Origin of the sequence: Nonomuraea sp. NPDC059007 (assembly GCF_042740555.1) — a bacterium.
In the GTDB taxonomy this organism is placed as follows: Bacteria; Actinomycetota; Actinomycetes; order Streptosporangiales; family Streptosporangiaceae; genus Nonomuraea.
Genome location: NZ_JBHYJD010000019.1, coordinates 94,736 through 120,822, shown reverse-complemented (window position 1 = coordinate 120,822; position 26,087 = coordinate 94,736). Strand labels below are relative to the sequence as shown.

The 26,087-nt window shown below is 70.9% G+C and carries 24 protein-coding genes; 6 read left to right on the top strand and 18 right to left on the bottom strand.

The window, feature by feature from the left end; genetic code table 11:
* Positions 1–102 precede the first annotated feature (102 nt).
* Positions 103–588, bottom strand: a complete 486-nt coding sequence (locus tag ACFWY5_RS29565; RefSeq protein ID WP_379635730.1) for a hypothetical protein — start codon at positions 586–588, stop codon at positions 103–105.
* Between the two features lie 375 nt (positions 589–963).
* On the bottom strand, positions 964–1,461 hold the full coding sequence (locus tag ACFWY5_RS29560) for a hypothetical protein (protein WP_379635728.1): 498 nt from the start codon (positions 1,459–1,461) through the stop codon (positions 964–966).
* Positions 1,462–1,692: 231 nt separating this feature from the next.
* Here ACFWY5_RS29560 and ACFWY5_RS29555 point away from each other — a divergent pair, with 231 nt between their 5' ends.
* The 3 genes from ACFWY5_RS29555 (at position 1,693) to ACFWY5_RS29545 (ending at position 6,315) form a co-directional block, all read left to right on the top strand.
* Positions 1,693–2,409, top strand: coding sequence for a GntR family transcriptional regulator (locus ACFWY5_RS29555; RefSeq protein WP_379618226.1), 717 nt, complete (start codon positions 1,693–1,695; stop codon positions 2,407–2,409).
* A 112-nt stretch (positions 2,410–2,521) separates the two neighbouring features.
* Positions 2,522–5,623 carry a glycoside hydrolase N-terminal domain-containing protein gene (locus tag ACFWY5_RS29550; RefSeq protein WP_379635726.1) on the top strand — a complete coding sequence of 1,034 codons (3,102 nt, stop codon included), beginning with the start codon at positions 2,522–2,524 and terminating at the stop codon, positions 5,621–5,623.
* A gap of 32 nt (positions 5,624–5,655) precedes the next feature.
* Complete coding sequence (locus tag ACFWY5_RS29545; RefSeq protein ID WP_379635724.1) at positions 5,656–6,315, top strand: RadC family protein; 660 nt, start codon at positions 5,656–5,658, stop codon at positions 6,313–6,315.
* Between the two features lie 713 nt (positions 6,316–7,028).
* Here the strand turns inward: ACFWY5_RS29545 and ACFWY5_RS29540 are convergent.
* Genes ACFWY5_RS29540 through asnB form a run of 12 tightly spaced genes read right to left on the bottom strand, consistent with a single transcriptional unit; the run spans position 7,029 to position 18,092 of the window.
* Entirely contained in the window at positions 7,029–8,036 is a 1,008-nt protein-coding gene (locus ACFWY5_RS29540; protein WP_379618220.1) for a methyltransferase, read from the bottom strand.
* Positions 8,037–8,046: 10 nt separating this feature from the next.
* Complete coding sequence (locus tag ACFWY5_RS29535; RefSeq protein ID WP_379618218.1) at positions 8,047–8,706, bottom strand: class I SAM-dependent methyltransferase; 660 nt, start codon at positions 8,704–8,706, stop codon at positions 8,047–8,049.
* The gene (locus tag ACFWY5_RS29530; protein ID WP_379618216.1) at positions 8,703–10,037 is read right to left on the bottom strand and encodes an acetyl/propionyl/methylcrotonyl-CoA carboxylase subunit alpha; all 1,335 of its coding nucleotides are present in this window, start codon (positions 10,035–10,037) and stop codon (positions 8,703–8,705) included. Before ACFWY5_RS29530 ends, ACFWY5_RS29535 begins: the two co-directional genes overlap by 4 nt.
* Positions 10,038–10,048: 11 nt before the next feature.
* Entirely contained in the window at positions 10,049–10,519 is a 471-nt protein-coding gene (locus ACFWY5_RS29525; RefSeq protein ID WP_379635722.1) for an acetyl-CoA carboxylase biotin carboxyl carrier protein, read from the bottom strand.
* Between the two features lie 4 nt (positions 10,520–10,523).
* Positions 10,524–12,167: an acetyl-CoA carboxylase carboxyltransferase subunit alpha gene (locus ACFWY5_RS29520; protein WP_379635720.1), complete on the bottom strand. Its 1,644-nt coding sequence runs from the start codon at positions 12,165–12,167 to the stop codon at positions 10,524–10,526.
* Positions 12,168–12,175: 8 nt separating this feature from the next.
* The gene (locus ACFWY5_RS29515) at positions 12,176–12,751 is read right to left on the bottom strand and encodes an antibiotic biosynthesis monooxygenase family protein (protein ID WP_379635718.1); all 576 of its coding nucleotides are present in this window, start codon (positions 12,749–12,751) and stop codon (positions 12,176–12,178) included.
* Positions 12,748–13,212 (bottom strand): anthrone oxygenase family protein, encoded by a 465-nt coding sequence (locus ACFWY5_RS29510; protein ID WP_379618208.1) that lies wholly within the window; start codon positions 13,210–13,212, stop codon positions 12,748–12,750. The genes ACFWY5_RS29515 and ACFWY5_RS29510 overlap by 4 nt, the downstream gene beginning before the upstream one ends.
* A 4-nt stretch (positions 13,213–13,216) precedes the next feature.
* Complete coding sequence (locus ACFWY5_RS29505) at positions 13,217–13,669, bottom strand: SRPBCC family protein (RefSeq protein ID WP_379618206.1); 453 nt, start codon at positions 13,667–13,669, stop codon at positions 13,217–13,219.
* Positions 13,670–13,671: 2 nt separating this feature from the next.
* Entirely contained in the window at positions 13,672–13,995 is a 324-nt protein-coding gene (locus ACFWY5_RS29500; protein WP_379618204.1) for a TcmI family type II polyketide cyclase, read from the bottom strand.
* The gene (locus ACFWY5_RS29495) at positions 13,992–15,110 is read right to left on the bottom strand and encodes a PLP-dependent aminotransferase family protein (RefSeq protein ID WP_379618202.1); all 1,119 of its coding nucleotides are present in this window, start codon (positions 15,108–15,110) and stop codon (positions 13,992–13,994) included. The genes ACFWY5_RS29500 and ACFWY5_RS29495 overlap by 4 nt, the downstream gene beginning before the upstream one ends.
* Positions 15,107–16,231: an enduracididine biosynthesis enzyme MppP gene (gene mppP, locus ACFWY5_RS29490; protein ID WP_379618200.1), complete on the bottom strand. Its 1,125-nt coding sequence runs from the start codon at positions 16,229–16,231 to the stop codon at positions 15,107–15,109. The genes ACFWY5_RS29495 and mppP overlap by 4 nt, the downstream gene beginning before the upstream one ends.
* A 19-nt stretch (positions 16,232–16,250) precedes the next feature.
* Positions 16,251–18,092, bottom strand: coding sequence for an asparagine synthase (glutamine-hydrolyzing) (asnB, locus tag ACFWY5_RS29485; RefSeq protein ID WP_379635716.1), 1,842 nt, complete (start codon positions 18,090–18,092; stop codon positions 16,251–16,253).
* A gap of 191 nt (positions 18,093–18,283) precedes the next feature.
* Here asnB and ACFWY5_RS29480 point away from each other — a divergent pair, with 191 nt between their 5' ends.
* Together ACFWY5_RS29480 and ACFWY5_RS29475 are read left to right on the top strand one after the other, a co-directional pair.
* Entirely contained in the window at positions 18,284–19,033 is a 750-nt protein-coding gene (locus tag ACFWY5_RS29480) for an ABC transporter ATP-binding protein (protein ID WP_379618196.1), read from the top strand.
* A complete protein-coding gene (locus ACFWY5_RS29475) occupies positions 19,030–20,979 on the top strand; it encodes an FtsX-like permease family protein (RefSeq protein ID WP_379618194.1) in 1,950 nt (649 codons plus the stop codon). Before ACFWY5_RS29480 ends, ACFWY5_RS29475 begins: the two co-directional genes overlap by 4 nt.
* On the opposite strand, the gene ACFWY5_RS29470 is transcribed toward ACFWY5_RS29475, so the two are convergent.
* Together ACFWY5_RS29470 and ACFWY5_RS29465 are read right to left on the bottom strand one after the other, a co-directional pair.
* On the bottom strand, positions 20,976–21,629 hold the full coding sequence (locus ACFWY5_RS29470; RefSeq protein WP_379635714.1) for a response regulator: 654 nt from the start codon (positions 21,627–21,629) through the stop codon (positions 20,976–20,978). The two genes, ACFWY5_RS29475 and ACFWY5_RS29470, sit on opposite strands and share 4 nt — an antisense overlap.
* Complete coding sequence (locus ACFWY5_RS29465; RefSeq protein ID WP_379618190.1) at positions 21,617–22,897, bottom strand: sensor domain-containing protein; 1,281 nt, start codon at positions 22,895–22,897, stop codon at positions 21,617–21,619. The genes ACFWY5_RS29470 and ACFWY5_RS29465 overlap by 13 nt, the downstream gene beginning before the upstream one ends.
* A 92-nt stretch (positions 22,898–22,989) precedes the next feature.
* Here ACFWY5_RS29465 and mppR point away from each other — a divergent pair, with 92 nt between their 5' ends.
* Complete coding sequence (gene mppR, locus ACFWY5_RS29460) at positions 22,990–23,766, top strand: enduracididine biosynthesis enzyme MppR (RefSeq protein WP_379635712.1); 777 nt, start codon at positions 22,990–22,992, stop codon at positions 23,764–23,766.
* A 56-nt stretch (positions 23,767–23,822) separates the two neighbouring features.
* Here the strand turns inward: mppR and ACFWY5_RS29455 are convergent, their stop codons facing one another.
* Positions 23,823–24,776: a cytochrome d ubiquinol oxidase subunit II gene (locus ACFWY5_RS29455; RefSeq protein WP_379618186.1), complete on the bottom strand. Its 954-nt coding sequence runs from the start codon at positions 24,774–24,776 to the stop codon at positions 23,823–23,825.
* An 11-nt stretch (positions 24,777–24,787) separates the two neighbouring features.
* A complete protein-coding gene (locus ACFWY5_RS29450) occupies positions 24,788–26,047 on the bottom strand; it encodes a cytochrome ubiquinol oxidase subunit I (RefSeq protein ID WP_379635710.1) in 1,260 nt (419 codons plus the stop codon).
* Positions 26,048–26,087 lie beyond the last annotated feature (40 nt).

Below are 26,087 nucleotides of genomic sequence, written 5' to 3'. Positions count from 1 at the left end.
GAGCGGCAAAGCTTTTTACCTTGAGGGGAAGAAGATCTACCTACGGCGCGTAACCCCGTCGCCACAGGCGGTCCAGCCTGGGTGAAACGTACAACCGTTTGGTCACGGAAGATCGCTGACGAAGTGGTTGATGAAGCGGGTGAGGCGACGTGCCCTATCATCCGCCTCCGCTCGCTCCTCCGGCGTCAGGGCCTCATCGACCGCCCGGGCGATCATGTCGCTGTGCGCCTCAGTGAAGGGACCGTAGGTGGCAGACTCGGGCTCAGGACCCCGATGATCACCATGGACGTAGGCCATGATCTTGTCCATGCACTCGGCGTATCCCGCCTTGGACAGACTGACCGCCTTGGCAGGCACGGTTGGTCCCACCATGCGTGCGATCTCGGAATTGGAGAGTTGCGGGTACCGGCGCGACATGTGGACGAACCACAGATTGATGGCCTCGCGAAAGATTCGAGCCTCCTCCTCCAGGACCCACTTCCACTCCCCCAGCAGCCGGCCGATTACTTCATCAGAGACTTCCTCGTCCCCTGAAGCGGCATGGGCCAACTCCATATGCCTGAAGTTGGGGCCGGGCAGCGCTCCCATGGGTCCTCCTAGGGATGATCAGGCCAAAGTGCACATGGTCTACCCGACCGAGGCAAACCTGACCAAACCCTGCCTTCCCTTGACTTGCGCATGACCCGGAGTGGTTCATGTGTTCAGTTCTCATAGCGAAGCCATCAGCCTCAACCCGAAGCCCCAGACGCGACACTTACATAATTGATGGAGCGTCGAAGCGATGCCCGCGAGGAGCTTCGGGGGCAGAGCGTCCGAAGCCGCCTGGTTTCGGTACAAGATTTTTCGTAAGCCGTGTAACGCATCTACGGCCCCGGTCGATGCATGAGTAAGGCGCTTCCCTGTGTACCCCCGAGCACAGGGAAGCGCCTATCTAATTCGGGGGCGGCCTGCCCGCCCAGGGGTCTACTTGAGCCCTAGAAGCACGCGGGCATAGTGCACGCCCCGCGCGAACGTCTCGCAGTTGGCCTTGCTCACACACGACCAAATGGTGTCGCCAATGGGGGCTTCCTCGGCGATGCGCACGAGGGCTTGAGCGATCTGCCGAATGTCGTCGTCGGTGGCCCCTTCGACGCCGAGCGCGTCAGCCACTTCGTAGACCGCCACCAGTGGTAGCTCAGCGATGGTGTTGGCCACGCGGATGGATTGCAGGAGCAGGGCGACGTCAGGCGTTGCCGGGTCGACTGCCATGCGCTCAACGACGGCTGTGGACACGCCCATGGTCTTGGCAGTCTGGGCTAGGGCATCGGGACCGCAGGTCGCCAGGAGCGTCTGTAGCTCGCCCTGGAAGCTCTCCGCGGCCTCCTGCATTGCACGACGGAGGGTGATCAGAGAGGCAGCACGCTCAGGGGCTGATAGCCCTTGCAGGCTCGGGAAATCCGAGACGTTCAAGATCTTGATCACGTGTGCTACGGTCCCACGGCAGATGGTTGTGGGTCCACTGTGTGCTCGGGGGTACACACATCGACGACCTCTAACGGAGAATCGGTCACCCTTACACCCGCGTTACAGGGTTTCGCGGACAATTTTCCGCCATCGCAAAGTTGGTACTCCAACACTCGGCGATGACGGATGGTTACCTGCCGAATACGGCAACATGGGGCAACGCCTCACACGAACCCCAGGGATGCACTAGTGGCCACCTCTGATCCGGTCTACCTGCGCGTCGTCGAAGACATTCGGCGGCAGATCAACGACGGCACCCTCCTCCCCGGCGCGCCCATCCCCTCACGGGCGCAACTCACCCGTAAGTACCAGGTCGGCGAGACCGCGGCGCGGCACGCGCTGCGTGTGCTGGCCGCCGAAGGTCTCATCATCGGCCGCGTGGGCTCCGGCCATTACGTACGGGAACAGCCAGAGCTGTCCCCGCTGCACCGTTGGCGATTTCTCGACCACCCGGCCCCCTTCGCCGCTGACCTGCAGTCGCAGGGCAGGCGTGTGACCTGGGACTGGCACAGCGAGCCCGCCGAAGCCGGGCCGGACATCGCCCGGCGGCTGCGTGTCGACGAGTCCGTGACGGTCTCGCGTACCCGATACGTCTTCCGTGGCGACGGCAAGCCGCTGCAGTTGGCCACCTCGTATGAGCCGATCGAGTTCGCGGCGCACTCGGAGGACGAACGGCGCAGCCTGGTGACCCGAATGTCCGCGCACGGCATCAAGATCACGGAGATTGTGGAGACCGTGCGCACGCGCGTGCCGCGCCCTACGGAGAGTGACGCTCTGGACCTTCCGGCCGGGGTGCACGTTCTCCACGTCGAACGGACTCATTGGGCCGGCGACCGCCCGGTCGAGACGAGCGACATCGTGATCCCTGGCGACCGATTCCAGGTGGTGTACAGCATGCCCATGTAATTCATCGGACGTTCCTTCCGATCAAGTCTGGATTCGACCGTAATCTCTGGTTATCGTCACGGCAATACCTCCGATGTATGGAGTGCCGATGAGTCCAAGGATGCTGGCGGGAATGACCATGGTCGCGGTGATGCTGGTGGCGCCTCCGGCGGGGGCAGACATTCGGGCCGAAGGCGCCCCGGCACACGAAGACCCGCAAACCGACGGACCGCCGACAGGCGACGCCATGACCCGCGCGGCCTTTTCCCAGCAGGGCGGGACGGCGCGGAGAGCGCCCGGAGAGCGGGGGTCCACTACGGTGGCGCCGACCGGCACCGGTGCGGAGTCGCGAGGGTCCTTCACGGGTGCCGCGCGACCGGATTCTGCCCATGTCTGGGCAGGTCACAGGCCTCCAGCCGGCGCGACAATCCAGCAGGCCTCCGGTCCGGTGGCGGCCCATCGGCGTTCTGAATCGGCGAACTTCCAGAAGGTTGCTGTGGGGGCGGAGCCGTACACGCTGTGGTTTGACGAGCCAGCGCCCGATTCCGACAGCGGGTGGGAGCAGCGGTCGTTGCCGATCGGCAACGGGGCGCTGGGGGCGACGGTGTTCGGTGGGGTGGCGGCTGAGCGGCTGCAGTTCAACGAGAAGACCTTATGGACCGGTGGGCCGGGGGTCAGCGACTACAACTACGGCAACTGGGACACTCCTCGGCCTGGAGCGCTTGAGGGCATTCGCGAACGTATCTGGAAAGAGGGCGGGGTCAAGCCCGAGGACGTGCTGGCCGCGCTGGGGCACAAGTCCGACTCGCCACGCCATCGGCGCTTCGGTGCCTATCAGAGCTTTGGGGACCTCCGGCTGACCTTCACCCAGCCACCCACCGCTCCGGACAGCCCCTCAGAACGCCCCGCCTCCAGCCCGATGACCGCTGGTCCGTCGGACTCGGACTCGGGCACGGACTCGGGCACGGGCACGGGCACGGGCACGGGCACGGGCAGGGGCTCGGGCTCTAACTCGGGCTCGGACTCGGGCACGGGCTCGACAAGTTCCGGGTCAACCGCCCCTGGTCTGGCCAGTTCCAGCCCGACATCCCCAGGTCTGACGGCCTCGGGTACGACCGCCTTGGGTACGACGGCGCGAGGGCCGGCGGCGCGAGGTCCGGCTGGCTCGGGTCCAGCACCGCAACGTCCAGCGCCACGAGGCCCGTCCACCCATGGGCTGACGGACTCCGAACTGACGGACTCAGAGCTGACAGCCTCGGGTCTGACAGCCCTGGGTCCCGCTGGCTCAGGAACGGCGGAATCCTCCGAATACCGCCGCTACCTCGACATCTCCCAAGCAGTAGCAGGCGTCTCCTACACCTCAGCGGGTGTCCGCTTCACCAGGGAGTATTTCGCCTCAGCCCCGGCAGGCGTGATCGTGGGCCGCCTGTCGGCGAGCGCACCAGGTCAGCTGTCGTTCAAGGCCGAGATCTCCACCCTGGCCAACCGCACCAGAACCGCCACGGCCGCCAATGGCCGCGTCACGGTCAAAGGGGCCCTGGCCAGCAACGGCATGCGGTACGAGACCCAGCTCCACGTGGTCAACAGGGGCGGAAGCCGTACCGATGGAGCGGATGGGTCGGTGACGGTCACCGGTGCGGACGAGGTGGTGTTGATCCTCGGTGCGGGCACCGACTATGCCGCGAAATATCCGATGTATCGGGGTGATGACCCTCATGCCAAGGTCACCGCTCAGGTGGATCGGGCGGTCAGGCTGGGGTATGACGGGCTGCTCACGAGGCATCAGGCGGACTATCGGGGGCTGTTCGACCGGATGAGGGTGGATCTGGGCGGGGTGATGCCGGCCATACCGACGGACGAGCTTCTTGCCTCCTACGGCGTCGCACCTCAGGCGGATCGCGCGCTTGAGCAGCTTTACTACCAGTTTGGGCGGTATCTACTGATCTCGTCCTCCCGGCCGGGATCGCTGCCCGCCAATCTGCAGGGCGTCTGGAATGTCCATGAGGCGCCCCCATGGCAGGCCGACTACCACGTCAACATCAACCTGCAGATGAACTACTGGCCTGCCGAGATGACCAATCTCGGTGAGACGTTCGAGCCGTTCGCCCGCTATGTCGATGGGCTGCGCGAGCCCGGACGGGTGACGGCGCGGCAGATGTACGGTGCGGATGGGTTTGTCGCGCACCATGCCTCGAACATCTTCGGCCACACGGGCGCTTGGGACCATCCCGCCTATTTCTTCCCGGAGTCCGGCGCGTGGCTGGCCGGCCAGCTGTACGACCACTACCGATTCACCCGCGACCGCTCCTTCCTGAAGAAGACCGCGTACCCGGTCATGAAGGACGCCGCGCGCTTCTGGCTCGATTTCCTGCAGACCGACCCGCGCGACGGCAAGCTCGTCGCCATCCCCAGCCGCTCGCCCGAACTCGGCCCGTCGGTGGCGGGGGCGTCGATGTCGCAGGAGATCTTGTGGCAGCTGTTCACCGAGGTCAGGGAGGCCGCGCTGCTGACCGGCGACCCGGCGTTCGCGGCGAAGGCCAACAAGGTACTCAAGAAGCTCGATCCCGGTCTGCGCATCGGAAAGTGGGGCCAGCTTCAGGAATGGAAGGAAGACCTGGACAACCCGGACGAGACGCACCGCCATGTCTCGCATCTGTACGCGCTTCACCCGGGGCGCCAGATCTCCCCGCGAACCACCCCGGAGTTCGCGGAGGCCGCCAAGGTCTCGCTGAACGCTCGCACCGACGCGGGGACCGGCTGGAGCAAAGCCTGGAAAATCAACTTCTGGGCGCGTCTGCTCGATGGCAACCGGGCCCACAAACTGCTCGGCGACCAGCTCAGAACCAGCACCCTGCCCAACCTGTGGGACACGCACCCGCCGTTCCAGATCGACGGAAATTTCGGGGCGACGGCGGGAATGACGGAGATGCTCCTTCAGTCCCATCTGGATGCCCTTGACCTGCTGCCCGCCCTTCCCGCCGCCTGGGCCGACGGCTCGGTGGACGGCCTGCGTGCGCGCGGTGCGTACACGGTGGGGCTGACCTGGAAGGGCGGCAAGCCATCCGAGGTACGGCTTCGCGCCGATAAAGCGGGATTGGCGACGCTACGGCATGACATGTTCCGCATGCCGGTACGCGTCTACCAGAACGGCCGTCCGGTCGCCGCCATCCGCCACGGCGACAAGCTCCTTATCCCCACCAAATCCGGTGCGAACTATCGCATTGTGCCCGCATGAATACTGTCGGTGGAGGTTGATAGAAAGTTCTCGTGCTAGTCAACGACCTGCCCGCTCACGAGCGGCCACGCGAGCGCCTCATGGCGTCCGGCGGCGCCGCGCTCGCCGACCGTGAGCTGCTCGCCGTGCTGCTCGGGTCCGGGTTCCGCGGGGCCGGGGCGGTCGAGCTCGCCGCGCGAGTCATCGAGCACTGCGGTGACCTCGGCGAACTCGCCCGCGCCGAGCCCCATCGCCTGCTCGCCGTCCGGGGCGTGGGTCCCGCGAAGGCCGCACGCGTCGCCGCCGCCTTCCATCTCGTACGGCGGGCGCAGGCCGGGCCGGAGCGGGCCAGGATCACCGGGAGTTCCGACCTGGCCGAGGTCACCGCGCCGTTGCTCCGCGGGCACACGCGCGAACGGCTCGCGATCGTGGTGTGCGACGGCCAGGGTGGCATCTTGCGGCGCACCGTCCTGACGGAAGGCGGGGCCGACCACACGCCGTTCCCGGTCCGCGAGATCATCACCACTGTGCTCACCATGGGCGGCGCCGCGTTCGGGGTCGCCCACAACCACCCGGCCGGCACCCTCACCCCCAGCCACGCCGATCTGACCGCCACGACCCGCCTGGCAGAGGCGGCCGACACCGTGGGCCTGCGCCTCCTCGACCACCTGATCATCACCGACACCGCCTGGCGCCGCATCCCCACCCCGTAGCCGCGCTTTGCCTGGGGGTACGGCTGGGCGGGCTGTTGCCCGGGGTTGCGGGACGTCGGGGAGGGCCGAGGGTGTGGACGGTCGGGAGCCGGGGTTGCGTGAGCAGCCGGGGAGCCGGGGTTGGGTGGGCCAGATGCCGACGACTGCCGGGAGCCAGGTGGCCAGGGGCCGGGGCCCGGAAGGGGCAGGGGCCGTGCGCGTTGCGCCGGAAGCCGCCGGGCAACGTCTCGCCGACGCGGCGCCGGACAAGCACGGGCGTGCGCCCCACTTCCCCGGTAGCCGGGGGCGGACGGGCGGGGCGGCGGACCGTGCGCGTTGCGCCGGAAGCCGCCGGGCAACGTCTCGCCGACGCGGCGCCGGACAAGCACGGGTGTCCGCCCGCTCCCCTGCAACCCGGGGCGGGCGGGGCTAGGGCGAAGGGTGGGTGGGCTCAGGAGCGAGCGGGCCCGGGGGCCAAAGGCGGACGGGGACAGCCGTGGGATGGGACGCGAGGAGGGGGCCGGGCAGAGGGGGTCGCGCGAAGGAGGTCGCGCGAAGGGGTGGAGCGGAGGACTGAGGTGAGGGGCAGGGCGTGGGTTGAGGGGGCGGGTGGAGGGGCGCGCGGAGGGCTGGGGCGGAGGACCAGGGTGAGGGCAGGGCGTGGGTGGAGGGAGCTGGGTGGAGGGGTGGGTGGCGCCGGGGGACCTGGTGGTGGGCCCGGCGCCGGTTGGCGGTTAGAGGGGTTTGCGGCCGATCAGGAGGGTGGTGAGTTCGTTCAGGGCTACCGGGCTGTCCACCTGGAATCCCGCCTCACGCAGCCACCCCTCCCCCTGCGCGATCGTGTACTCCGACGAGCCGCTGAGCAGCGCCATGTTCAAGCTCATCAGCAACCCGAACGCCGACTCCTCCCGCTGGTCGTCGATCATGCTGTCGTAGATGAGCAGCGCGCCGCCCGCGGGCAGGTGGTCGTAGGCGCGCTGGATGATCTGGCGGCGCTGGGATTCGACCCAGTCGTGGAGCACGTGCCCGATCACGTACACCTCGGTCTCGGGCAGCGGGTCGGTGAAGAAGCTGCCGGCCTGGAAGCGGACTCGGGTGCCCAGGTCGGTAGAGGCCACCAGCTCGTCGAACAGGGGGTTGAGGGGGGCCAGGTCGAAGGTGACGCCCTCCAGGTGGGGGTGGGCGGCGGCGATGCGGGTGGTGAGCATGCCGCGGCAGCCGCCGAGGTCGGCGAAGGACTTCACCGAGGACCAGTCGAACTTCTCGGAGATGGGGCGGCCGAGGAGGGTGGCGTAGCCGTCCATGCCTTCGGCGAAGGAGCGGGTGCGCTGGGGGGTGGCGTACAGGGCGGGCATGGGGTCGTCGACCTTGGCGCCGTGGGCCAGGTTGGCGGCGGTCTTGAGGAAGGAGGTCAGGTCGCCCCACGCGGGGTAGAGGCGACGCTGGTTGAGGGCGAGGAAGCCGCCGATGTACTCGGGGGCGCCGGGGGTGAGGTACGCGCTGGCGGCGGCGGTCGGGCCGTAGCCGCTCGCGTCCCTGGTGAGCAGGCGCATGGCGACGAGGGCGTCGAGGAAGTCGCCGGCGACGTTCTGGTGGAGGCCGAGGTCGTCGCGCAGGCGCTCGTAGGGGACGGGGCCGTCGGCGACCTTGGAGAAGACGCCGAGTTCTACGGCGGCGTAGAGGGCCTGGGCCTCGTAGAAGCCGGTGGCCGTCTTGATCAGGGAAGCTGCGGTCAGCGTCATGGGCTGTCTCCTAGTCCTTGGTGAAGCAGAGGATGAAGGCGTCGCCGCGGGTGCTCGGCGTGTAGGCGGTGGTGGCATAGGCGTGGTACGGCTGCCGCTCGACGACCACGCGGTCGAAGAAGCGCAGGTAGCGTTCGAGGATGGTGGCGGCGGAGGCGGTGCAGGTGGCGGCGTCGGGCACGTCGCCGTCGAGGGAGAACATGGGCACGAACGTGCCGCCGGGGCGCAGCGCGCGCACCACCTTGGGCATGAACGCGTCGAGCCTGGCCCGGTCCTCGAAGATGGCCTTGGGCAGTTCGGGGTCGAAGAAGACGCCGTCGTAGCTTTCGGGCCTGAGGGTCTCCACGTAGTCGAAGAAGTCGGCTTCGACGATCTCCAGGGTGGCGGGCACGTCGGGGTTGGCCTCGCGGAACAGCTCGATGACCTTGGGGTGTTTCTCGACGACGGTGTGCCGGTAGGTGTCGGCGCGCCCGGCGATGCGCAGGGCGGAGTAGCCGAGCCCGAGGCCGACCTCCAGGAACTCGCCGCCGCGCTCGCACAGCAGGTCGGCCGAGCGCCACATGAGGGAACGTTCCCAGCCCTGCATGGCCTGGACTTCGCCGATGTAGAGCGTCACCTCTCCTTTCTCGTCGCGGACGAGGTTGATCTCGGTATCCGGAAGGGTCGTCATGTCTCTCCCTTGGTGAGGTGGTCGATGAAGCCGGTGGTGTGGGCGCCTTTGCGGAAGACGGGGGTGGCGAGCACCTCGCGCAGGAAGGCGGTGTTGGTGCGCAGTCCCGGCCCGGTGACGCGCAGCTCGGACAGGGCCCGGTCCATGCGGTCGATGGCCTGGTCCCGGTCGGCGCCCCAGGTGACGATCTTGGCGATCATGGGGTCGTAGTCGGGCGGGATGCGGGTTCCGGCCCGGACGTGGGTGTCCACGCGGACGAACGGGCCGCCGGGCGGCGTGAACTCCTCGATGAGGCCGGGGGCGGGGGCGAAGTTCCGCTCGGGGTCTTCGGCGTTGATGCGGCATTCGAGCGCCGCGCCCCGCCGTACGACGTCTTCCTGCCGGAACGGCAGAGGGTGTCCTGAGGCGACGGCGAGTTGCTCGCTGACCAGGTCGAGGCCGGTGACGAGTTCGGTGACGGGGTGTTCGACCTGGATGCGGCAGTTGGTCTCGATGAAGAAGTAGTCGCCGGTGTCGTCGTCGACGAGGAACTCGAAGGTGCCGAGGCCGCGGTAGCCGATGGCGCGGGCGCCGGCGAGCGCGGCCTGCGCCATCCGCTCGGCGAGCTCGGGCGCGACGGCGGGCGACGGGGTCTCCTCCAGGAGCTTCTGCCGGCGCCGCTGGGTGGAGCAGTCGCGTTCGCCCAGGTGTACGGCGTTGCCGTGCGCATCGCAGATCACCTGGATCTCCACGTGGTGCGCGGCCCGCAGGTAGCGCTCCAGGCAGACCCGGTCGTCGCCGAACAGGAGCTGGGCCTCGGCCCGCACCCGCCGGTAGGAGCCGGGGAAGTCGTCGCCGGAGTACACGATGGCCATGCCGCGCCCGCCGCCCCCGGCGACGGCCTTGATGACGACCGGGTAGCCGACCTCGTCGGCGAGCCGGCGGCCTTCTTCCTCCTCGACCGCGTGCAGGCTGCCGGGCAGTACGGGGACCCCGGCCGCGCTCATGGTGGCGCGGGCGGCGGCCTTGTCGCCCATGGCCTCGATGACGTCGGCGGACGGGCCGATGAACGTCAGCCCGTACTCCTCGCAGATGCGGGCGAACTCCGCGTCCTCCGACAGGAATCCGTAGCCGGGGTGGACGGCGTCGGCGCCGGACTGCAGGGCGGCCTCGACGAGGGCGGCGGCGTTGAGGTAGCTGCGCCGGGCGGGAGCGGGGCCGATCCTGATGGTCCGGTCGGCCCAGTCGGGCGGCGCGTCGGCCGCGGAGTGGACGGCGACGGTCCTGATGCCGAGCTCCCGGCAGGTACGCCCCACCCGTAGCGCGATCTCGCCCCGGTTGGCGATCAACACGGTGCCGAACATCATCGCGCCCCGGGGAAGAGGGTGTCGCAGGCCGAGGAGTCGCCCGGCGCGATGACCACGAGCGGCTGGTCGTACTCGACCGGCGCCGCGTCGGCCGCGGGGATCTCGACGACGCGGCCGGGGGCCTCGGCGACGATCGGGTTCATGAGCTTCATCGACTCGACGATCCCGATCTGCTGGCCGACCTCGACGGAGTCGCCGACGGAGACGTACGGCGCCGCCCCCGGCTCGGGCGCCCGGTAGAAGGTGCCGACGAGCGGGGCCCGCACCTGGATGTGCCCGTCGTCGGGAAGCGGCGGGTCCACCGTCGTGGTCACCACGGCGGGGAAGCCGTCGCTCCAGGTCAGCTCGGCGCTGGCCAGCCCGTGCGAGATCTTGAGCGTGGCCGGCGGATGCGGCAGCAGGGAGACCAGTCTGGTCGCCGCCTCGCACAGCGTGTCGAAGTCGCTGTCGTTGGGGAGCTCGGTCATGGATTCACCTCCGGGTGAGTTCTGGGACGCCGAAGCGCCGGAACCGGTCGCGGCGCTGCCGTACCAGCTCGGGGCCGGACAGCGGGAGCAGTTCTGCGAAGGCGGCGCGGACGGCGGCGCCGAGCAGGGCGGCGGCCTTGACGGGGTCGGTGTGCGCGCCCCCGTCGGGCTCCTCGACGACCGCGTCCACCACGCGCAGCCGCAGCAGTTCGCCCGCCTCGACCTTGAGCGCGGCGGCGGCCCGCGGCGCCTCCGCGGCGCTCTTCCACAGGATCGAGGCGCACCCCTCGGGCGTGATCACGGAGTACCAGGCGTTGGCGCTGATGAGGACGCGGTTGGCGACGGCGAGCGCGAGCGCGCCGCCGCTGCCGCCCTCGCCGGTGACGACGGTGACGACGGGCACGGTGAGCTGGGCCATGAGGCGCTGGCTCTCGGCGATGGCCAGCGCCTGGCCGCGTTCCTCGGCGGACAGGCCGGGGTAGGCGCCGGGCGTGTCGACGAGGGTGAGGACGGGCAGGCCGAGCTTGTCGGCCAGGCGCATCAGCCGGCCGGCCATCCGGTAGCCCTCGGGTGAGGGCATGCCGAAGTTGGAGGCCGTGCGGTCGCGGGTGGTGTGGCCCTTCTGGTGGCCGATGAGCATCAGCGGGAGCCCGTCGAGGCGGCCGATGCCGGCCACGATCGACGGGGAGTCGCCGAAGACCCGGTCGCCGTGCAGGCGCAGGAAGTCGTCGAGGATGAGGCCGGCGTAGTCGGCGGTGGTGGGGCGGCCGGTCTCGCGCGCCAGCCGTACGACATCCCAGGGTTCACGCGACGGCGGGATGAACGGCGCGACAGCCTCGAAATCTGGCGAAACACCCGAAGGCGAGACTCCCGAAGAAGCCGATACCAGCGACGACAGCGTCGCGCGCAGCCCGGAACGCGGCACGATCGCGTCGACCATCCCGTGCTCCAGCAGGAACTCGGCCGTCTGGAAGCCGTCCGGCAGCTCCTGCCTGATCGTCTGCTGGATGACCCGGGGCCCGGCGAAGCCCAGCCGCGCCCCCGGCTCGATGAGGATGACGTCGGCCAGCGTCGCGAACGAGGCGGCCACCCCGCCGAAGGTGGGATCGGCGATCACCGAGACCGACAGCACCCCGGCCGCGTCCAGACCGGCGAAGGCCTGGGCGGTCTTGGCCATCTGCATGAGCGCGATCACGCCCTCCTGCATCCGGGCGCCGCCCGAGGCGGTCACGGTGACCAGCGGCGCCCGCTCGGCCGCCGCGGTCTCGGCGGCGAGGGTGACCAGCTCTCCGACGGCGGCGCCGAGGCTGCCGCCGAGAAAGCGGAAGTCCATGACGACCAGCACGACGGGCCGCCCGCCGATCGTCCCCCGGCCGCCGACGGCGGCCTCGTCGAGGCCGGTCGCCGTCCGCGCCGCCGCGATCCTGTCCGGGTACGGCACCGCGTCGACGAACCCCAGCGGGTCCTCCACCACCTCCGGCGTCTCGAAGGGCCGGAACGAGCCCGGGTCGAGCAGCTGCTCCACCCGCTGCCCCGCGGTGACGGGATGATGGCACCCGCACTCGGGGCAGACGCCCAGCGCCCTGCCGAACCGGCGGTGATGGATCATCGCCTGGCAGCGCCGGCAGCGGATCCACCTCTCGTCCACGACTCCTCCTAGAACGCCGAGACCACGGTGAAGGTCTCGTAGGGCTGCTCGCGGGCGGTGTCGAGGTAGGGGCGCAGCGGGCTGGTGTGGCGGTGGCTGCTGCTGTGCACCCAGTCCTGGAGGTGCTGGTAGCTCTCCCAGTAGCTGGTGACGGCCATGGTGGTCTCGTTCACCTGGGAGTGCAGGAGCTCGTTGCCGAGCATGCCGGGGGTGCCGACGAGCTGCTCGCTGATCTGCTGGTACGTCTTCGACAGCGGCTGCACCTCCTCCTTCGGCACGCGGTACCAGAGGATGACCCGGACCCGCTCGTGGTCGGTCGGCATGGTGGCCATGGAGCCTCCTGTTCGGTAAGGGGCCAGCCGCGCGCGGTTGTCGACGTGCGCGGGGCTGAGTTCGAATTGCCGGAACGCGGACTCGTCGGTCCAGTCGGTGATCACGTAGTAGGCGTCCTCGCCGCGCAGCAGGCTCTGCCCCCGGTTGGCGGGGTGGGCGGCGATGCCCTCGGCGACCTCGCGCCAGGTGCGCTCGAAGGCGTCCTCCTGGCCGGGCCGTACCTGGATGTCGAGCAGCACGCGGAAGGTCACAGCGTGTACACCGCCATGGCCTCGACGTTGCCGAGGAAGACCAGCACCGTGATGACGGTCCTGACCATGTTCCACTTGCCGAAGGCGGGACGGGGGTCGCGCTGCGACCAGTCGGCGGGCAGGTCGTCGGGGTCGAGCCGCATGACCCGCTTCTTCAGCACGGCGTTGCGGGTCGCGGAGATCACGATGACCGCGACCAGTGCCGCGATGAGCGTACCGAGCAGGTATCGCGCGCCCTTGGTGGGCGCGACCAGCAGCAGGTAGACGTCGCACGCCAGCACGCCGATCACCATGATCGGCCCGAGCGGGTCGAACCGGGGCGACCAGTACTGGTGCAGCCGTACGTACTCGCCGGCGGGCAGGCGGCGCATCCAGGGCACGCCGCCGATCGCCGACCACAGGAGCATGCCCGCGACCAGGCCGCTCAGCGCGATGGAGATCTGTGAGACCAGGACGCCCATCGGCTCAGCCCGCCGCCTGCTCGACCAGGCCCTTGATCCGCTGCATCTGGACAGCGGTGTTGGTGTTCAGGCGCTCGCGCATGGCGGCGTCGTCCACCGGGGAGACGGGCTTCATCTCGAAGTCCTGGACCCAGCGCATGCGTACCCGGCCGGGCGCGGGCTCGGTGTACTCCCAGAAGAGGTTCATGTACTTGAACCAGCCGGTCTCGACGCGGTGGGCGCGTACGGTCCTGGTCTCGGGGTCGGAGGTGCGCTCGGAGACCCAGCTCCACTTGTTGCCCTGCGGGTCGGGGTGCATGGTGAGCCGGAACCTGATCGTGTGACCGTCGCGGGCGAGGATCTCGGTGGCGGCGTACTCGCTGAACAGCTCGGGCCACGACTCGACGTCGTTGGTCATCTTCCAGACCAGGTCGAGCGGGGCGGCGATGTCGATGGCGTTGTCGGTGTGGCCGGCCATGATCAGGCCTCCCAGTGGTAGAAGGGCGTGGCCATGGCGTCCTTGGGCTCACGCCAGTTCGGGTCGTAGGGCGAGATGAACTCGCTGAGGCCGGTGTTGAGCTCCTTGTAGAGCTCCGTGCTCCTGGCCTTGTAAAGCCCGTCGGTGATGTCCTCGCCGGCCTCGACCAGGTGGAAGTAGAGGTCGTGGAAGCGGAACAGGGTGCGCCGCTTGGCCCCGATGAGGTGGGGCAGCTCGGAGGCGTCCGACTTGGCGAAGAGGGCGGCGACGGCGTCGGCGTTCGCCGCGTCCATCTTCGCCACGATGAGCGTTCGCTGCATGGTCATCCCTTCTGGTGTTGGGTCAGCCGGCGGCCGGCCTGGAAGAGGGTGTCCGGGGGGTTGAAGCTGTAGCTCAGGCGTACGGCGGGCGTCGGCGGCCGGCCGAACCGGGAGCCCGCGGCCACCCGGATCCCGGCCCGCGCGGCGGCGGCCAGCATGTGCTCCTCGCTGGCGCCGCGCACCCACAGGAAGAACCCGCCGTGCGGCGGCCGGGCGAAGCAGGCCGTGCCCAGGCCCTTGACCAGGGCGTCCCGGCGGGCGCCCAGTTCCTTGCGGAGCATGGTGAGCCTGGCGTCGTAGCCGCCGTCCTCGATGAGGGTGGTGACCGCGAGCGAGGCCAGGTGGTTGAGCCCGCCACCGCTGGACAGCAGCCCGCTGGCGGCGGCTGCTGCCACCATGGGCGGCGCGGCCAGCATCCAGCCGAGCCGCAGTCCCGGCCCGAGTGTCTTGGCGAACGAGCAGAGCCTGACCACTCCCTCGTAGCCGGCCAGCGCGGCCATCGGCGCCGGCATGGTCAGCTCGTCCAGGCACAGCTCGGCGTAGGCGTCGTCCTCCACGACGAGGACGTCGTGCTCGCGGGCCACGTCCAGCAGCGCCAGGCGCCGTTCCTCCCCCACCAGCCGCCCGGTCGGGTTGTGGAAGGTGGGGATCAGGTAGGCGAACGCGATCCGCCTGCCGACGGCCCGGTGCCTGCGGATGGCGGCGGCCAGCGCGTCCGGTTCCGGTCCCGCCTCGTCGGCGGCGAACGGGGCCAGGCGCAGCCCCCGGTCGGTGAAGATCTGCTTGCCGTAGTCGTAGGCGGTCGGCTCGCACAGGACCACGTCGCCCGGCTCGGCCAGCGTGGTGGCCAGCATGTGCAGGGCGTGGGAGGTGCCCGCGGTGATCAGGATGTGCTCGGGTCCGCAGCCGGCGCGTTCGGCGAGGGCTTCGCGCAGGGGCTGGACGCCCTGGTTCTCGCCGTAGGAGAGGGCGGCGGGGCCGTACCGGGAGAAGGCCTTGTCGTAGGCGGCGGCGAGCAGGTCCACGGGGAGCAGGGCGGGGTCGAGGTAGCCGGGGGCCAGGTCGGTGATCCCGGGCGGCGCGACGTCCTGCACGATTCCGGTACGCCAGTACGGGCTCACCCCGCGGCCAGCAGGACGGCGCGCAGCTCTTCCGCCGCGGCGCGGATGGAGCTGTGCGGCCTGGCCAGCGCGATGCGCAGGGAGCGGTCGCCCCGGGCGGGCTCGGCCCAGTGGAACTGGGTGCAGGGCAGCGCGTAGACCTGACGCTTGTGCAGTTCGTCCCAGATGTCGTCGCAGCGCAGGTGGCCGAGGTCGACCCGCTCCACGCTGACCCGGCTGTCGGGGTCGGGGAAGCTGACGCCGGGCACGTCGCCCAGGACGCCGCGCACGATCGCGCGGCCCTCGGCGATGAAGGCGTGCAGGTCGGACAGGCCGCCGTTGGCCGCGTCCTCGGCGAAGTGCTCGACGAGGGTCAGGATGAACGGCGAGACGCCGAGCAGGATGTCGGAGTAGATCTTGGGGATCGGCAGGCCGATGTTGCGGCTGTAGGCCAGCAGGCCGACCTTGAGGTCGAGCGTCGCCCAGAGCTTGCCGGTGTCCTCGATGACGACCCACCGGCAGCCGCTGGCCTCCAGCACCGCGTAGTGGTCGTAGTGGGCGCGGGTGTCGAAGCCGCGGAAGGAGGTGTCCAGGGCCAGCACGACGTCGCGCTCCCTGCACACCTCGGCCACCTCGGCCAGCCGCCGGGCCGACAGTACCCGGCCGGTCGGGTTGTTGGGCGTGGTGATGAAGACGCATCCCACCCCCTCCGGTACGGCCAGCGCCGGGTCCCCGGTGTGCAGCGGCTCCTCTTCGACCGGCACCAGCCGTAGCCCCACGCCGCGCAGGATGTCGGGGATGTTGTCGAAGGTCGGATGCACCAGCCCGACCGCGTCCGACGTCGTCACCAGCGACCTGGCCAGGATCTCCATGGCCACGGACGAGGCGTAGCAGCTGAGCACCGCGTTGTCGCCCACGGGGTAGCGGTGCTGGCCGAGGAGCTGGAAGAAGGTCCGGTGCGCGGTCCTTTCCAGGTCGGCGATCGGCTGCATCGCGGCCTTCTGGAAGAGCGTGGACAGCTCGTCGATGATGCGCTGCTGGCCGTCGCTGAGCTCCTGGCGGGCGTGGCCGTCGGCCACGTTCAGCTCGCTGTCGAGAGCCAGGATTTCGAGTTCGGTGAGGTTGACATTGCTCGAGATCATCTCTACGCCCCGTCGTGTTCTACCGGGAAATCCGGATGCTGTGCTGGTCAAGCCATTGGTTGATCTGCAGGACCGACTCCATGTCGGTCAGGTCGCGCCACGCCCGCTTGGGCTCGATCGGCGACTCCAGCAGCGCCCTGGCCCTGCCCGTGTCGATGAGCGGCAGGACGGGGGCGCCGGAGTCGTCGAGGAGCCGGCCGAGCTCCGACTTCAGCAGCGGCGCGTACCCCGGGTCGCGGCCGGTGGGGAACTGGCTGGGCCCCCGCTCCAGGACGGAGGCGGGCAGCAGGTCGGCGACGGCCGCCCTGAGCAGGCTCTTGGGCTTGCCGTCGAAGGTCTTCATCGCCCACGGCACGTTGAAGAGGTATTCGACGAGCTGGTGGTCGCAGAACGGCCAGCGCAGCTCCAGCCCGCCGGCCAGGCTGACGCCGTCGTCGAGCGCGCAGCCGAACTCCTGCCACCCCCGCAGGTGCAGGTAGTAGATCTCGCGCATGCGCCGCTCGTCCTGGTCCTCCCCCTCCAGGTACGGCATGCCGGCCAGATCCTCGCGGTACCGGTCGGCGCAGTAGCCGGGCACGTCGAGCTCCTTGAGCAGGTCGGGCGCGAACAACCCGGTGCCGAGCCCGTCGGGCGGCAGGTGGTGGGCGGTGGCGGCGACCCACGGGTAGGTCTGGGCGGCGACGACCTCGGGCCGGTCCATGCCCATGAAGGAGGCGAAGACGGTGTCGGCCTGCTCGCCGGCCAGCACGACGCTGACCTTCTCGCTGACGCGCCTGGCCAGCGCCCGCAGGGACGCGGGGAACTGGGGCGCGGCGACCGGCAGGTCCTGCTGGGCGGCGACCGCGGTGCGCCGCAGCACCGGGTCGGTGACGGCGACGCCGTCCAGTTCGACGAACTCGTGCTCGGAGCCGATGTGCGCGGCCACCTCGCGGGCGTAGGGCGCGTCCTCACTGGCCCGCATCGGCCCGGGGCCGCCCGCGGCGCCGCCGGGGTAGCCGACGGTGAACGTGCGCAGCGGCCCGTCGCCCCGCTCGGCCAGGATCTTCGCGGCGATCGCGGCGACCGTGCTGGAGTCGAGGCCGCCGGACAGCAGCACGCCCACGGGGACGTCGGCGTCGAGCTGCTGGGCCACCGAGTGTTCGAGCAGCTCGCGGACGCGGGCCACGGTGGTGTCATGGTCGTCGGTGTGCGGCCTGGCCGCCAGTCGCCAGTAGAGGTGCTCGTGGACGCCGGAGCGGCTGACGGTGACGACCTCGCCGGGCCGTACGCGCCGCATGCCCTTGACCGGGCTGCGGCCGACACTGCTGGTGAAGGCGAGCAGCTCGCGCAGGCCGTCGAGGTCGGCCACCCGCTCGACGAGCGGGTGGGCGAGCACGCCCTTCGGCTCCGAGGCGAAGACGACGCCGGAGACGGTCGGGTAGTAGAACATCGGCTTGACGCCCATGCGGTCGCGGACCAGCAGCAGCCGCTCGCGGCCGGTGTCCCAGATCGCGAAGGCGAACATGCCGTCCAGGTGCTCGGGGCAGCGCTCGCCCCACTCCAGGTAGGCGTGCAGCAGCACCTCGGTGTCGCTGCGGGTGGCGAACGTGTGGCCGAGCGCCTTCAGCTCGGCCCGTAGCGCGTCGTGGTTGTAGATCTCGCCGTCGAAGGCGAGGACGGCGCCGCCGTGCGCCATGGGCTGGGCGCCGCCGCCCAGGTCGAGCGCGGCTCTGCGCCGGTGGCCGAGCACGGCGCGCGAGGAGGCCCACAGGCCCTCGCCGTCCGAGCCGCGCCACGCGAGCGCGCCGAGCTGCGCCAGCACGATGTTGCGGTCCAATGCGAGATCACGGTGGAAATCCACCCATCCTGCGATGCCGGCCATCCGCCAGTTCCTCCGCGCGATTCGGGGACGCTTGCCCCGGTATGGTGGCAACCCGGTTTCGGCGCGGCCTGTAGCCGTGATCCAGACGGGAGCCAGCCCGCTTGGTCCAGGCGGTGGTAGTGCTGACACCACCCCGGGATCTCTCGTCGCCGCCCGGGTCTTTCGCGCCCGATCCCGGTTGACTGGGACCCATGACAGAGACCGCCACCGTGACGACGGACGCCGTACGCCTGATCGACCTCTCCCGCGTCTACGGCGAGGCCCCGAACGAGGTCGCCGCGCTGCGCGGGGTCAGCACCACCTTCCCCGCCCGCTCCTTCACCGCGATCATGGGCCCGTCGGGCTCCGGCAAGTCCACGCTGCTGCAGTGCACCGCCGGGCTCGACCAGCCGACCGGCGGGAAGGTGCTCATCGGCGGCGCCGACCTGGGCGAGCTCAACGAGCGCCAGCGCACCGAACTGCGCCGTGACCGCCTGGGCTTCGTCTTCCAGTCCTTCAACCTCATCGCCTCGCTGACCGCCGCCCAGAACGTGGCGCTGCCGATCCGCCTGTCGGGCCGCCGCCCGCCGCGCGCGTGGATCCGCGAGGTGCTCACGCTGGTCGGCCTCGGCGAGCGCATGGGACACCGCCCGGCGGAGTTGTCCGGCGGACAGCAGCAGCGCGTGGCCATCGCCCGCGCCATCGCCGCCCAGCCCGAGGTGATCTTCGCCGACGAGCCCACCGGCGCCCTCGACAGCAAGTCCGGGCGCGAGGTGCTGGCGCTGCTGCGCCGCCTGGTCGACGAGCGCGGCGACACCGTGGTGATGGTGACGCACGACCCGTTCGCCGCCTCCCACGCCGACCGCGTGCTCTTCCTGTCCGACGGCCTGCTGGTGGACGAGCTGCGTCAGCCCAGCTCCCGCACGGTCGCCGCCCGCCTGGCCGAACTGGAGGCCGCGTGACCACCATCTCCGCCCTGCCCGCGCGGCCGGGCGTACGCACCCGCACGCTGCTGTCGGTCGCCTGGCGCACCCTGCGCAGCCGCGTCTCCGGTTTCGCGGGCGCGGTGATCGCGCTCGCCCTGGGCGTCGCCTTCGCGGGCGGCGCGACCTCGATGCTGGCCTCCGGCTCCGCCCTCCCTCCCGACACCCCCGAGGCGGTACGGCGGGCCGTGTCGGAATCCGGCGCGCTGCTGGTCATGCTGGCCGTGATCGGCGCCTTCGTCACCGTCTTCGTGGTGGCCGGGACCTTCGCCTTCATCGTCGCCCAGCGGCGCAAGGAACTGGCCGTGCTGCGTACCGTCGGTGCCGCGCCCCAGCAGGTGCGGTGGATGGTGCTGGCCGAGTCGGGGTTCGCCGCGGTCCTGGCCTCCACGCTGGGCGTGCTGCTGGCCGGGCCGCTCATGGCCGCGATGGCGGCGCTGCTGCGCTCGCAGGAACTCCTGCCCGCCGCCTTCACCCCGAGCCTGTCGCCGGGCGCGCTGGCCGGATGCTTCGCCGCCGGGGTGCTCGTGGGCCTGGTCGCCACGGTGGCCGCCGCCCGCCGGGCCGCCGCAGTCCGTCCCGTCGAGGCGCTGCGCGCCGCGGCCCTGGCCGACCAGCCGATCGGCAAGGGCCGCTGGCTGGGCGGGCTGGCCGCGCTGGCGGCCGGGGGCGGCATGCTGGCCCTGGTGCCGGTGGCGCCGCCGGACGGGCGGATGCCGCTGACGATGTTCGTCTCGATGCCGCTGGTGATCGGCTTCGCGCTGCTGTCGCCGGTCTTCGCCGCCTGGACCAGCGCGCTGGTCGCCGCGCCGCTGGCCCGCCTGACCGCCGCCACCGGCGAGCTGGCCAGGGAGAACGTGCGGATGGCGGCCCGGCGCACCGCGGCCACCGCGGCGCCGGTGCTCATCACGGTCGGGCTGGCCGGGTCGCTGCTCGGCGGCACCACGCTGCTCGGCGAGGCCATGGCCGCCGACGCCAAGCAGGTGTGGCGCTCCGACCTGGTCGTGTCCGGCGCCGGGAGCGCCGAGGCGGCCCGGTGGCTGGGCGGGCAGGCCGGGGTGGGCGCGGCCGTACCGGTGACGTCGGGGCAGGTGGAGGTGCACGCCAACCGCACCACCCGCACGGTGCCCGCGCAGGGCGTGGACCCGGCCGGGATCGGCAAGGTCATGAACCTCACCAAGGTCGAGGGCAGCCTGGAGGCGCTGCGCGAGGGCGCGGTCGCCGCCGACCGGCGCCAGGCCTCGGCGCTCGGCTGGCGGCTCGGCGAGAAGGTGGAGCTGCGGCTCGCGGGCGGGGTGAAGGCCACACCGCGGCTGGCGGCGCTCTACGAGGGCTCACCGCTGGGCGGCGGGCTGCTCGTACCGCCGGGCATGCTCAAGGGCGCGGACGCGGGCTGGAGCGCCGTGCACGTGTCCGCCGACCGGCCCGCGGCGATCCGGGCCGAGCTGGAGAAGCGCTGGCCCAAGCTGAAGGTGTTCGACACCGTGGAGATCATGGCCATGGTGAGCGGGGCCCGGCAGGAGGGCATGCGCATCGGGGCCATCGCGCTGGCCGGGTTCGCCGTGGCGTACACGCTGATCGCGGTGGCCAACACCTCGGCGCTGTCGTTCGGGGCGCGCCGCGGGGAGTTCGCGCGGCTGCTGTTCCTGGGCGCTCGGCGGGTACAGGTGCTGCGGATGGCGCTGTGGGAGGCGTTGTGCGTGGCCGCCACGGGTGTGCTGCTCGGTGGCGCGGTCACCGTGGTGGCGGTGCTGGGGCTGCGCGGCGTGCTGGGCGGGCTCGGGCTTGAGGTGCCGACCGCGTTCCCGTGGACCGAGGCGGGGCTGGTGGCGCTGGCCTGCGTGCTGGTCGTGGTGGTCTCCGCGCTCGTCCCCACGGCCCTGCTGCTGCGCCGCCGTACGTCGGTCGCAGAAGCCGCCGCCTAGCGGGCGCCTTCGCGTAGGTATCGGAGCACCGCCGCGACCCGGCGGTGCTCCTCGTCGCTCGGCTCCAGCAGGAGCTTGGCGAAGATGTTGCCCACGTGCTTGAGCACCGCCGCCTCGGTGACCACGAGCTCGCGCGCGATCGCGCTGTTGGTCCGGCCCTCGGCCATCAGCGCGAGCACCTCGCGCTCGCGCGGCGTGAGGCGCTCCAGACCGGGGTCCTGGCGGTTCTCCAGCAGGCGCACCACCACCGTGGGGTCGATGGCGGTGCCGCCCGCGGCCACCCGGGTGACGGCGTCCAGGAAGTCCTCGATCTCGCCGACCCGGTTCTTCAGCAGGTAGCCGACGCCCCGCCCGGAGCCCGACTCCAGCAGTTCCATCGCGTACGAGCGCTCGACATACTGCGACAACACCAGCACCGCCACCTTCGGGTGCTCGGTGCGGATGCGCAGGGCCGCGCGCAGCCCCTCGTCGCGAAACCCTGGCGGCATCCGCACGTCCACGACCGCGACTTCCGGCAGGTGCCGGTCGACGGCGGCCAGTAACGACGGCGCGTCGCCGACGGAGGCCACGACCCGGTGGCCGAAGCGCTCCAGGATGTGGCGCAGCCCCTCGCGCAGCAGCACCGCGTCGTCCGCGATCACGACGTCCACGTAACCTCCACCCGCAGGGTCGTTCCCCCGCCTTCCGGACTGGACAGGCTGACCGTGCCGCCCACCGCCGCCACCCGGTCGGCCAGGCCGACCAGGCCGGTACCGGAGGCGGTGTCGGCGCCGCCCGCGCCGTCGTCGCTGACCTGCAGAACGATGCGGCCGGGGGCGTCGCGCAGCAGCAGTTCGGCGCCGCTCGCGCCGCTGTGCTTGGCGAGGTTGGTGAGCGCCTCACAGCCCGCGAAGTACAGGGCCGACTCCACCGACTCGGGCGGGCGTCCGTGCGAGGTCTCCACGCGTACGGTCACCGGCACCGGACATCGCTCCGCCGCCTCGGCCAGCGCCCCTTCGAGCCCGCGGTCGGTCAGGATGGGCGGATGGATGCCGCGGACGAGGTCCTGGAGCTCGGCCAGCGTCTCCCCCGCCTCCCGGTGGGCCCGCTCGACCAGCTTCCTCGCCTCGGGGTCGGCCCCGGCCAGCTCCATCTTGACCAGCCCGAGCGTCATCATCAGCCCGGTGAGCCGCTGCTGGGTGCCGTCGTGCAGGTCGCGTTCGAGGCGGCGGCGCTCGCTGTCGAAGGCGTCGGCGAGCCGGGCCCGCGAGCGGTCCACCTCGATGAGCCGCAGCTCCAGCTCCTCCTCGGGCGGCCGCGTGAGCAGCGTACGGGCCAGCCCGGCCTCTGCCGCCGCGACGGCGGTCACCAGGTAGGCGGCCAGGACGAGCAGCACCAGCCCGGCCAGCGAGGCGCCCCACGCGAGCGCCGGGTCGGAGGTGACCTTCTGCCAGGACGGGTTGGCCGACGGCGAGAACGGCAGCAGGCGCCAGAACGGGGCCAGCAGCGGGCCCCCGGCCAGCAGCGCGAGCACCAGCAGCGCGACGGCGTTGAGCGGGCCGAGCAGGCAGAGCAGCAGCCCGTGCCCGGCCTCGCGCCAGGTGGCCGCCTCGCGCAGCAGCGGCCTGCCACGGTGCCGGCCACTGTGTGGATCGGGGGCCGGGCGGCCGTCGACCAGGCGCAGCCGGGCCCGCTCGACCCGGCCGAGCGTCTCGGCCCAGCGCGGCAGCAGGCGCAGCAGCGGCACGCCGACGACGATGGGGACGGTCACCACACCGACGACGAGCAGCACGACGGTCCCGGCCAGCCAGACGATCGCGACGAGGAAGCCGCCGAGCAGGTAGGCGACCGAGCGCCAGGGCCGGGAGCTGAGCGGCACCCGCGCCGGAGCGCTGACCAGCCCTTCCCACGGCCCGCCCTCGATCCCCACGATCCTCATCCTAATGAGGGAATTGAGCCTGGTTAGTGGCCCGCGCCAGGCGGGATGGAGGCTCATTGCCGATCTCCCCGGCGCTTCCTAGGCTGCGGGACATGACGCTGACCGGGTACTCCCTGCCGCTGTCCCCGTCCGGAAGTTCCTCCTCCCTCACCTCGCCGCCCTGGTACTTCTCCGGCGAGGTGGTGATGGTCGACTACCGTGTCGACCCGGCCGCCGCCGCCCGCTTCCTGCCACCGGAGCTCGAACTCGGGCCCGATCCCGGGGCCGCGGCCGCGGTGTTCGCCGAGTGGCAGTGGTGCTCGGAGTCGGGCGCGGAGCTGGAGGACCCGGCGGGCAGCCGGTTCTCGGAGTTTCTGATCCTGCTGGGCTGCTCGTTCGGCGGGTCGCCGATGGCGCGCTGCCCGTACGCGTGGGTGGACCAGGCGGTGCCGTTGATGCGCGGCTGGGTCCAGGGCATGCCGAAGCAGTTCGGGTCGGTGCACCTGACCAGGCCGGTCCAGGTGGGCCGGGCGGGGCCGCGCATGGCCGCGGGCGGACGCTTCAGCGCCAGCCTCGCCGTACGCGACCGGCGGGTGGCCGAGGTGGCGGTGACGCTCGCCGAACCGGCCGAGCCGCCGCACCTGCACACGGTGCCGCTGGTGCACAACCGGCACTTCCCGGCCTGGGTGCCGGACGAGAAGCCGCTGCACCAGCTCGTCGCCTCGTCGGTGCGGGACGTGGAGTTCGGGCCGGTGTGGCGCGGCACGGGCGCGTTCCGGCTGCTGCCCGGCGCGGACGAGGACCTCGCCTCGCTGGCCCCGGTCGAGGTCGGCGCCGGATACGCCTTCAGCTACGCCGAGACGCTGGTGAGCGGCCGCCGCCTGGGCTGAGTGCACGCGCGGGCCCCGGGACGGAACACCGTCCCGGGGCTTTTCCCTGCTCAACGTCAGAAGAACACCACCGTGCCCGCGTGCACCCGGCGGCGGAACGTCCACCACATCCACGCCTGCATCGCCGCCAGCACCGGCACGATGACGACGAGGAAGCCGCTCAGCACGCTCAGCGTCGCCGGGTCCGCGGTGACGTCCGTCAGGCCACCGGCCAGGCGCAGGCTCGCCAGCACCGCCGGTACGGCCGCCGCGAACGAGGTCAGCGCGACGGCACTGCCGTACCGGGACTTGGCGAGGGCGGCGGGGGCGGCCCAGAGCGCGGCGGCGGCGAGCAGCCCGAGCAGGACGACCGGCACGGTCGTGGCGATCCCGCCGGGGCCGGGTACGGCGAGCTGGGCGAGGGAGGCGAGCGCGAGCAGCCCGGCGGCGGGGCGCGACAGGCGGGTGGCCGTGGCGGTGGCGCGGGCGGCGAGGTCGGCGGGCAGGCGGGCGGCCAGGAAGACGGCGCCGTGCGTGGTGAACAGCAGCACCATCACCACCGCCCACACCGCGGCGTTGATCCCGGCCACGAGCCAGCGGTCGGTCAACGGCGGCGGGCCGGTCAGCAGCGCGCCCACGAGCAGCCCCCAGAAGACGGCGAACACGCCGCTCGACCCGCCCAGCATCGCGTCCCATCCGGCGCGCCAGCGCGGCGACGGGCGGCGGCTGCGGAACCAGATCGCCGCGTCGCGCACCACCCAGATGAGCAGCCCGGCCACGATGAGCAGGTAGAGGCCGCCGAGCAGGTGGTCCTTCATCAACGGGAAGGCGCCGGCGAGCACACCGCCGACGGCCACCAGCCACACCTCGTTGCCCAGGAAGAAGGGGCCGATGGAGGTGAGGACGGCCCGCCGCTCGTACTCGCCGCCGCCGAGGCGGCGCAGCAGCAGCCCGGCGCCGATGTCGAACCCGTCCACGACGAAGTATCCGGCGAACAGCAGGCCCAGCAGGATCGGCCAGAGAAGGTCCATGGTCTGCTCCTTCAGAAGCTGTGGGCAGAGGCGGGCTTGGCCACCTGGTCGAGGGTGGAGCCGAACAGCTCGTCGTCCGGGCCCTTCCGGACGAAGCGCGCGATCAGCACGTAATCCACGACCGCCAGCGTGCCGAGCACCAACGTGAACCCGACGAAGGAGATCAACACGACGGCGGCCGGGAGATCGGAGACGGCCTTGTCGGTGGTCAGCAGGCCGTAGACGGTCCACGGCTGACGGCCCACCTCCCGCACCAGCCAGCCGGAGATCACCGCGATGAACGGCAGCGGGACCATGATCAGGAGAACGTAGAGCGGGAAGCGCAGCCGTACCACCCAGTTGCGGAACAACAGGATGAGGCAGACGAGCAGGATGAGCGCCATGATGAAGGCGCTGTTCATCATGATCTGGTACGGCACGCCGATCCACCCGGGCGGCGCCCAGTCACCGGGCCCGAACTGCTGCTCCATGGCCTGTTGCGCCGCCGCCATCCGTTCCGGCTCGCCGTACATCTGGGCGAGCTTGGCCGGTTGGGTCTTCTCGATCACGACTTCCTGCAGGAAGCCCCAGTGGATGATCGAGAACGCGCCGATCGGGGCGGCGATCAGCCCCCAGCGCATCGACCGGCGGAAGACCTCCACCTCCTGGGTGCGCTTGATGAAGTGGTAGGCGCTGATCCCGGCGACGAACAGCCCTCCGGCCAGCACGGCCGCGGAGATCACGTGCAGCAGCGTGTCGATGAGGTTGCTGTTGGCGAGAAGCGCGCCGAAGTCGGTGAGGTAGGCCTGGTCGCCGCGCATCTCGTAGCCCACAGGATGCTGCAGGAACGCGTTCGCGACCATGATCCAGAAGGCCGAGGCGTACGCGGTGAGCGCCACCAGCCAGATCAGCGTCAGGTGGACGCCCTTGCGGATCCGGTCCCAGCCGAAGATCCACATGCCGAGGAAGGTGGCCTCGGCGACGAACGCGATGAGCGTCTCCAGGGCCAGCGGCACGCCGAAGACGTTGCCCGTCACCTTCGACAGGCCGCTCCAGTTCAGCCCGAACTGGAACTCCATCACCAGGCCCGTGACGATGCCGACCGCGTAGTTGACGACGTAGATCTTGCCCCAGAACTTCGTCATGCGGCGGTAGACCGGGTTCCCGGTGATCGTGTAGGCGGTCTGCATGCCCGCCACGAACAGCACCAGCCCCAGCGTCAGCGTGACGAAGAGGAAGTGGATCGAGGTCGTCGTCGCGAACTGCAGCCTCGACAACAGCAGGTTGTCCATGGTTCACCAGCCTGTCAGTCCAGGTCGGAAGGGGGCGTCC

Coding starts and splice junctions, on each gene's coding strand:
- ACFWY5_RS29565 (WP_379635730.1), bottom strand. CDS start 588: ATGGGAGCGCTGCCCGGCCCCAACTTCAGGCATATGGAGTTGGCCCAT.
- ACFWY5_RS29550 (WP_379635726.1), top strand. CDS start 2,522: ATGACCATGGTCGCGGTGATGCTGGTGGCGCCTCCGGCGGGGGCAGAC.
- ACFWY5_RS29540 (WP_379618220.1), bottom strand. CDS start 8,036: ATGACGCTGACCGCAGCTTCCCTGATCAAGACGGCCACCGGCTTCTAC.
- ACFWY5_RS29535 (WP_379618218.1), bottom strand. CDS start 8,706: ATGACGACCCTTCCGGATACCGAGATCAACCTCGTCCGCGACGAGAAA.
- ACFWY5_RS29525 (WP_379635722.1), bottom strand. CDS start 10,519: ATGACCGAGCTCCCCAACGACAGCGACTTCGACACGCTGTGCGAGGCG.
- ACFWY5_RS29510 (WP_379618208.1), bottom strand. CDS start 13,212: ATGGGCGTCCTGGTCTCACAGATCTCCATCGCGCTGAGCGGCCTGGTC.
- ACFWY5_RS29505 (WP_379618206.1), bottom strand. CDS start 13,669: ATGGCCGGCCACACCGACAACGCCATCGACATCGCCGCCCCGCTCGAC.
- ACFWY5_RS29500 (WP_379618204.1), bottom strand. CDS start 13,995: ATGACCATGCAGCGAACGCTCATCGTGGCGAAGATGGACGCGGCGAAC.
- mppP (WP_379618200.1), bottom strand. CDS start 16,231: ATGATCTCGAGCAATGTCAACCTCACCGAACTCGAAATCCTGGCTCTC.
- asnB (WP_379635716.1), bottom strand. CDS start 18,092: ATGGCCGGCATCGCAGGATGGGTGGATTTCCACCGTGATCTCGCATTG.
- ACFWY5_RS29480 (WP_379618196.1), top strand. CDS start 18,284: ATGACAGAGACCGCCACCGTGACGACGGACGCCGTACGCCTGATCGAC.
- ACFWY5_RS29465 (WP_379618190.1), bottom strand. CDS start 22,897: ATGAGGATCGTGGGGATCGAGGGCGGGCCGTGGGAAGGGCTGGTCAGC.
- mppR (WP_379635712.1), top strand. CDS start 22,990: ATGACGCTGACCGGGTACTCCCTGCCGCTGTCCCCGTCCGGAAGTTCC.
- ACFWY5_RS29455 (WP_379618186.1), bottom strand. CDS start 24,776: ATGGACCTTCTCTGGCCGATCCTGCTGGGCCTGCTGTTCGCCGGATAC.
- ACFWY5_RS29450 (WP_379635710.1), bottom strand. CDS start 26,047: ATGGACAACCTGCTGTTGTCGAGGCTGCAGTTCGCGACGACGACCTCG.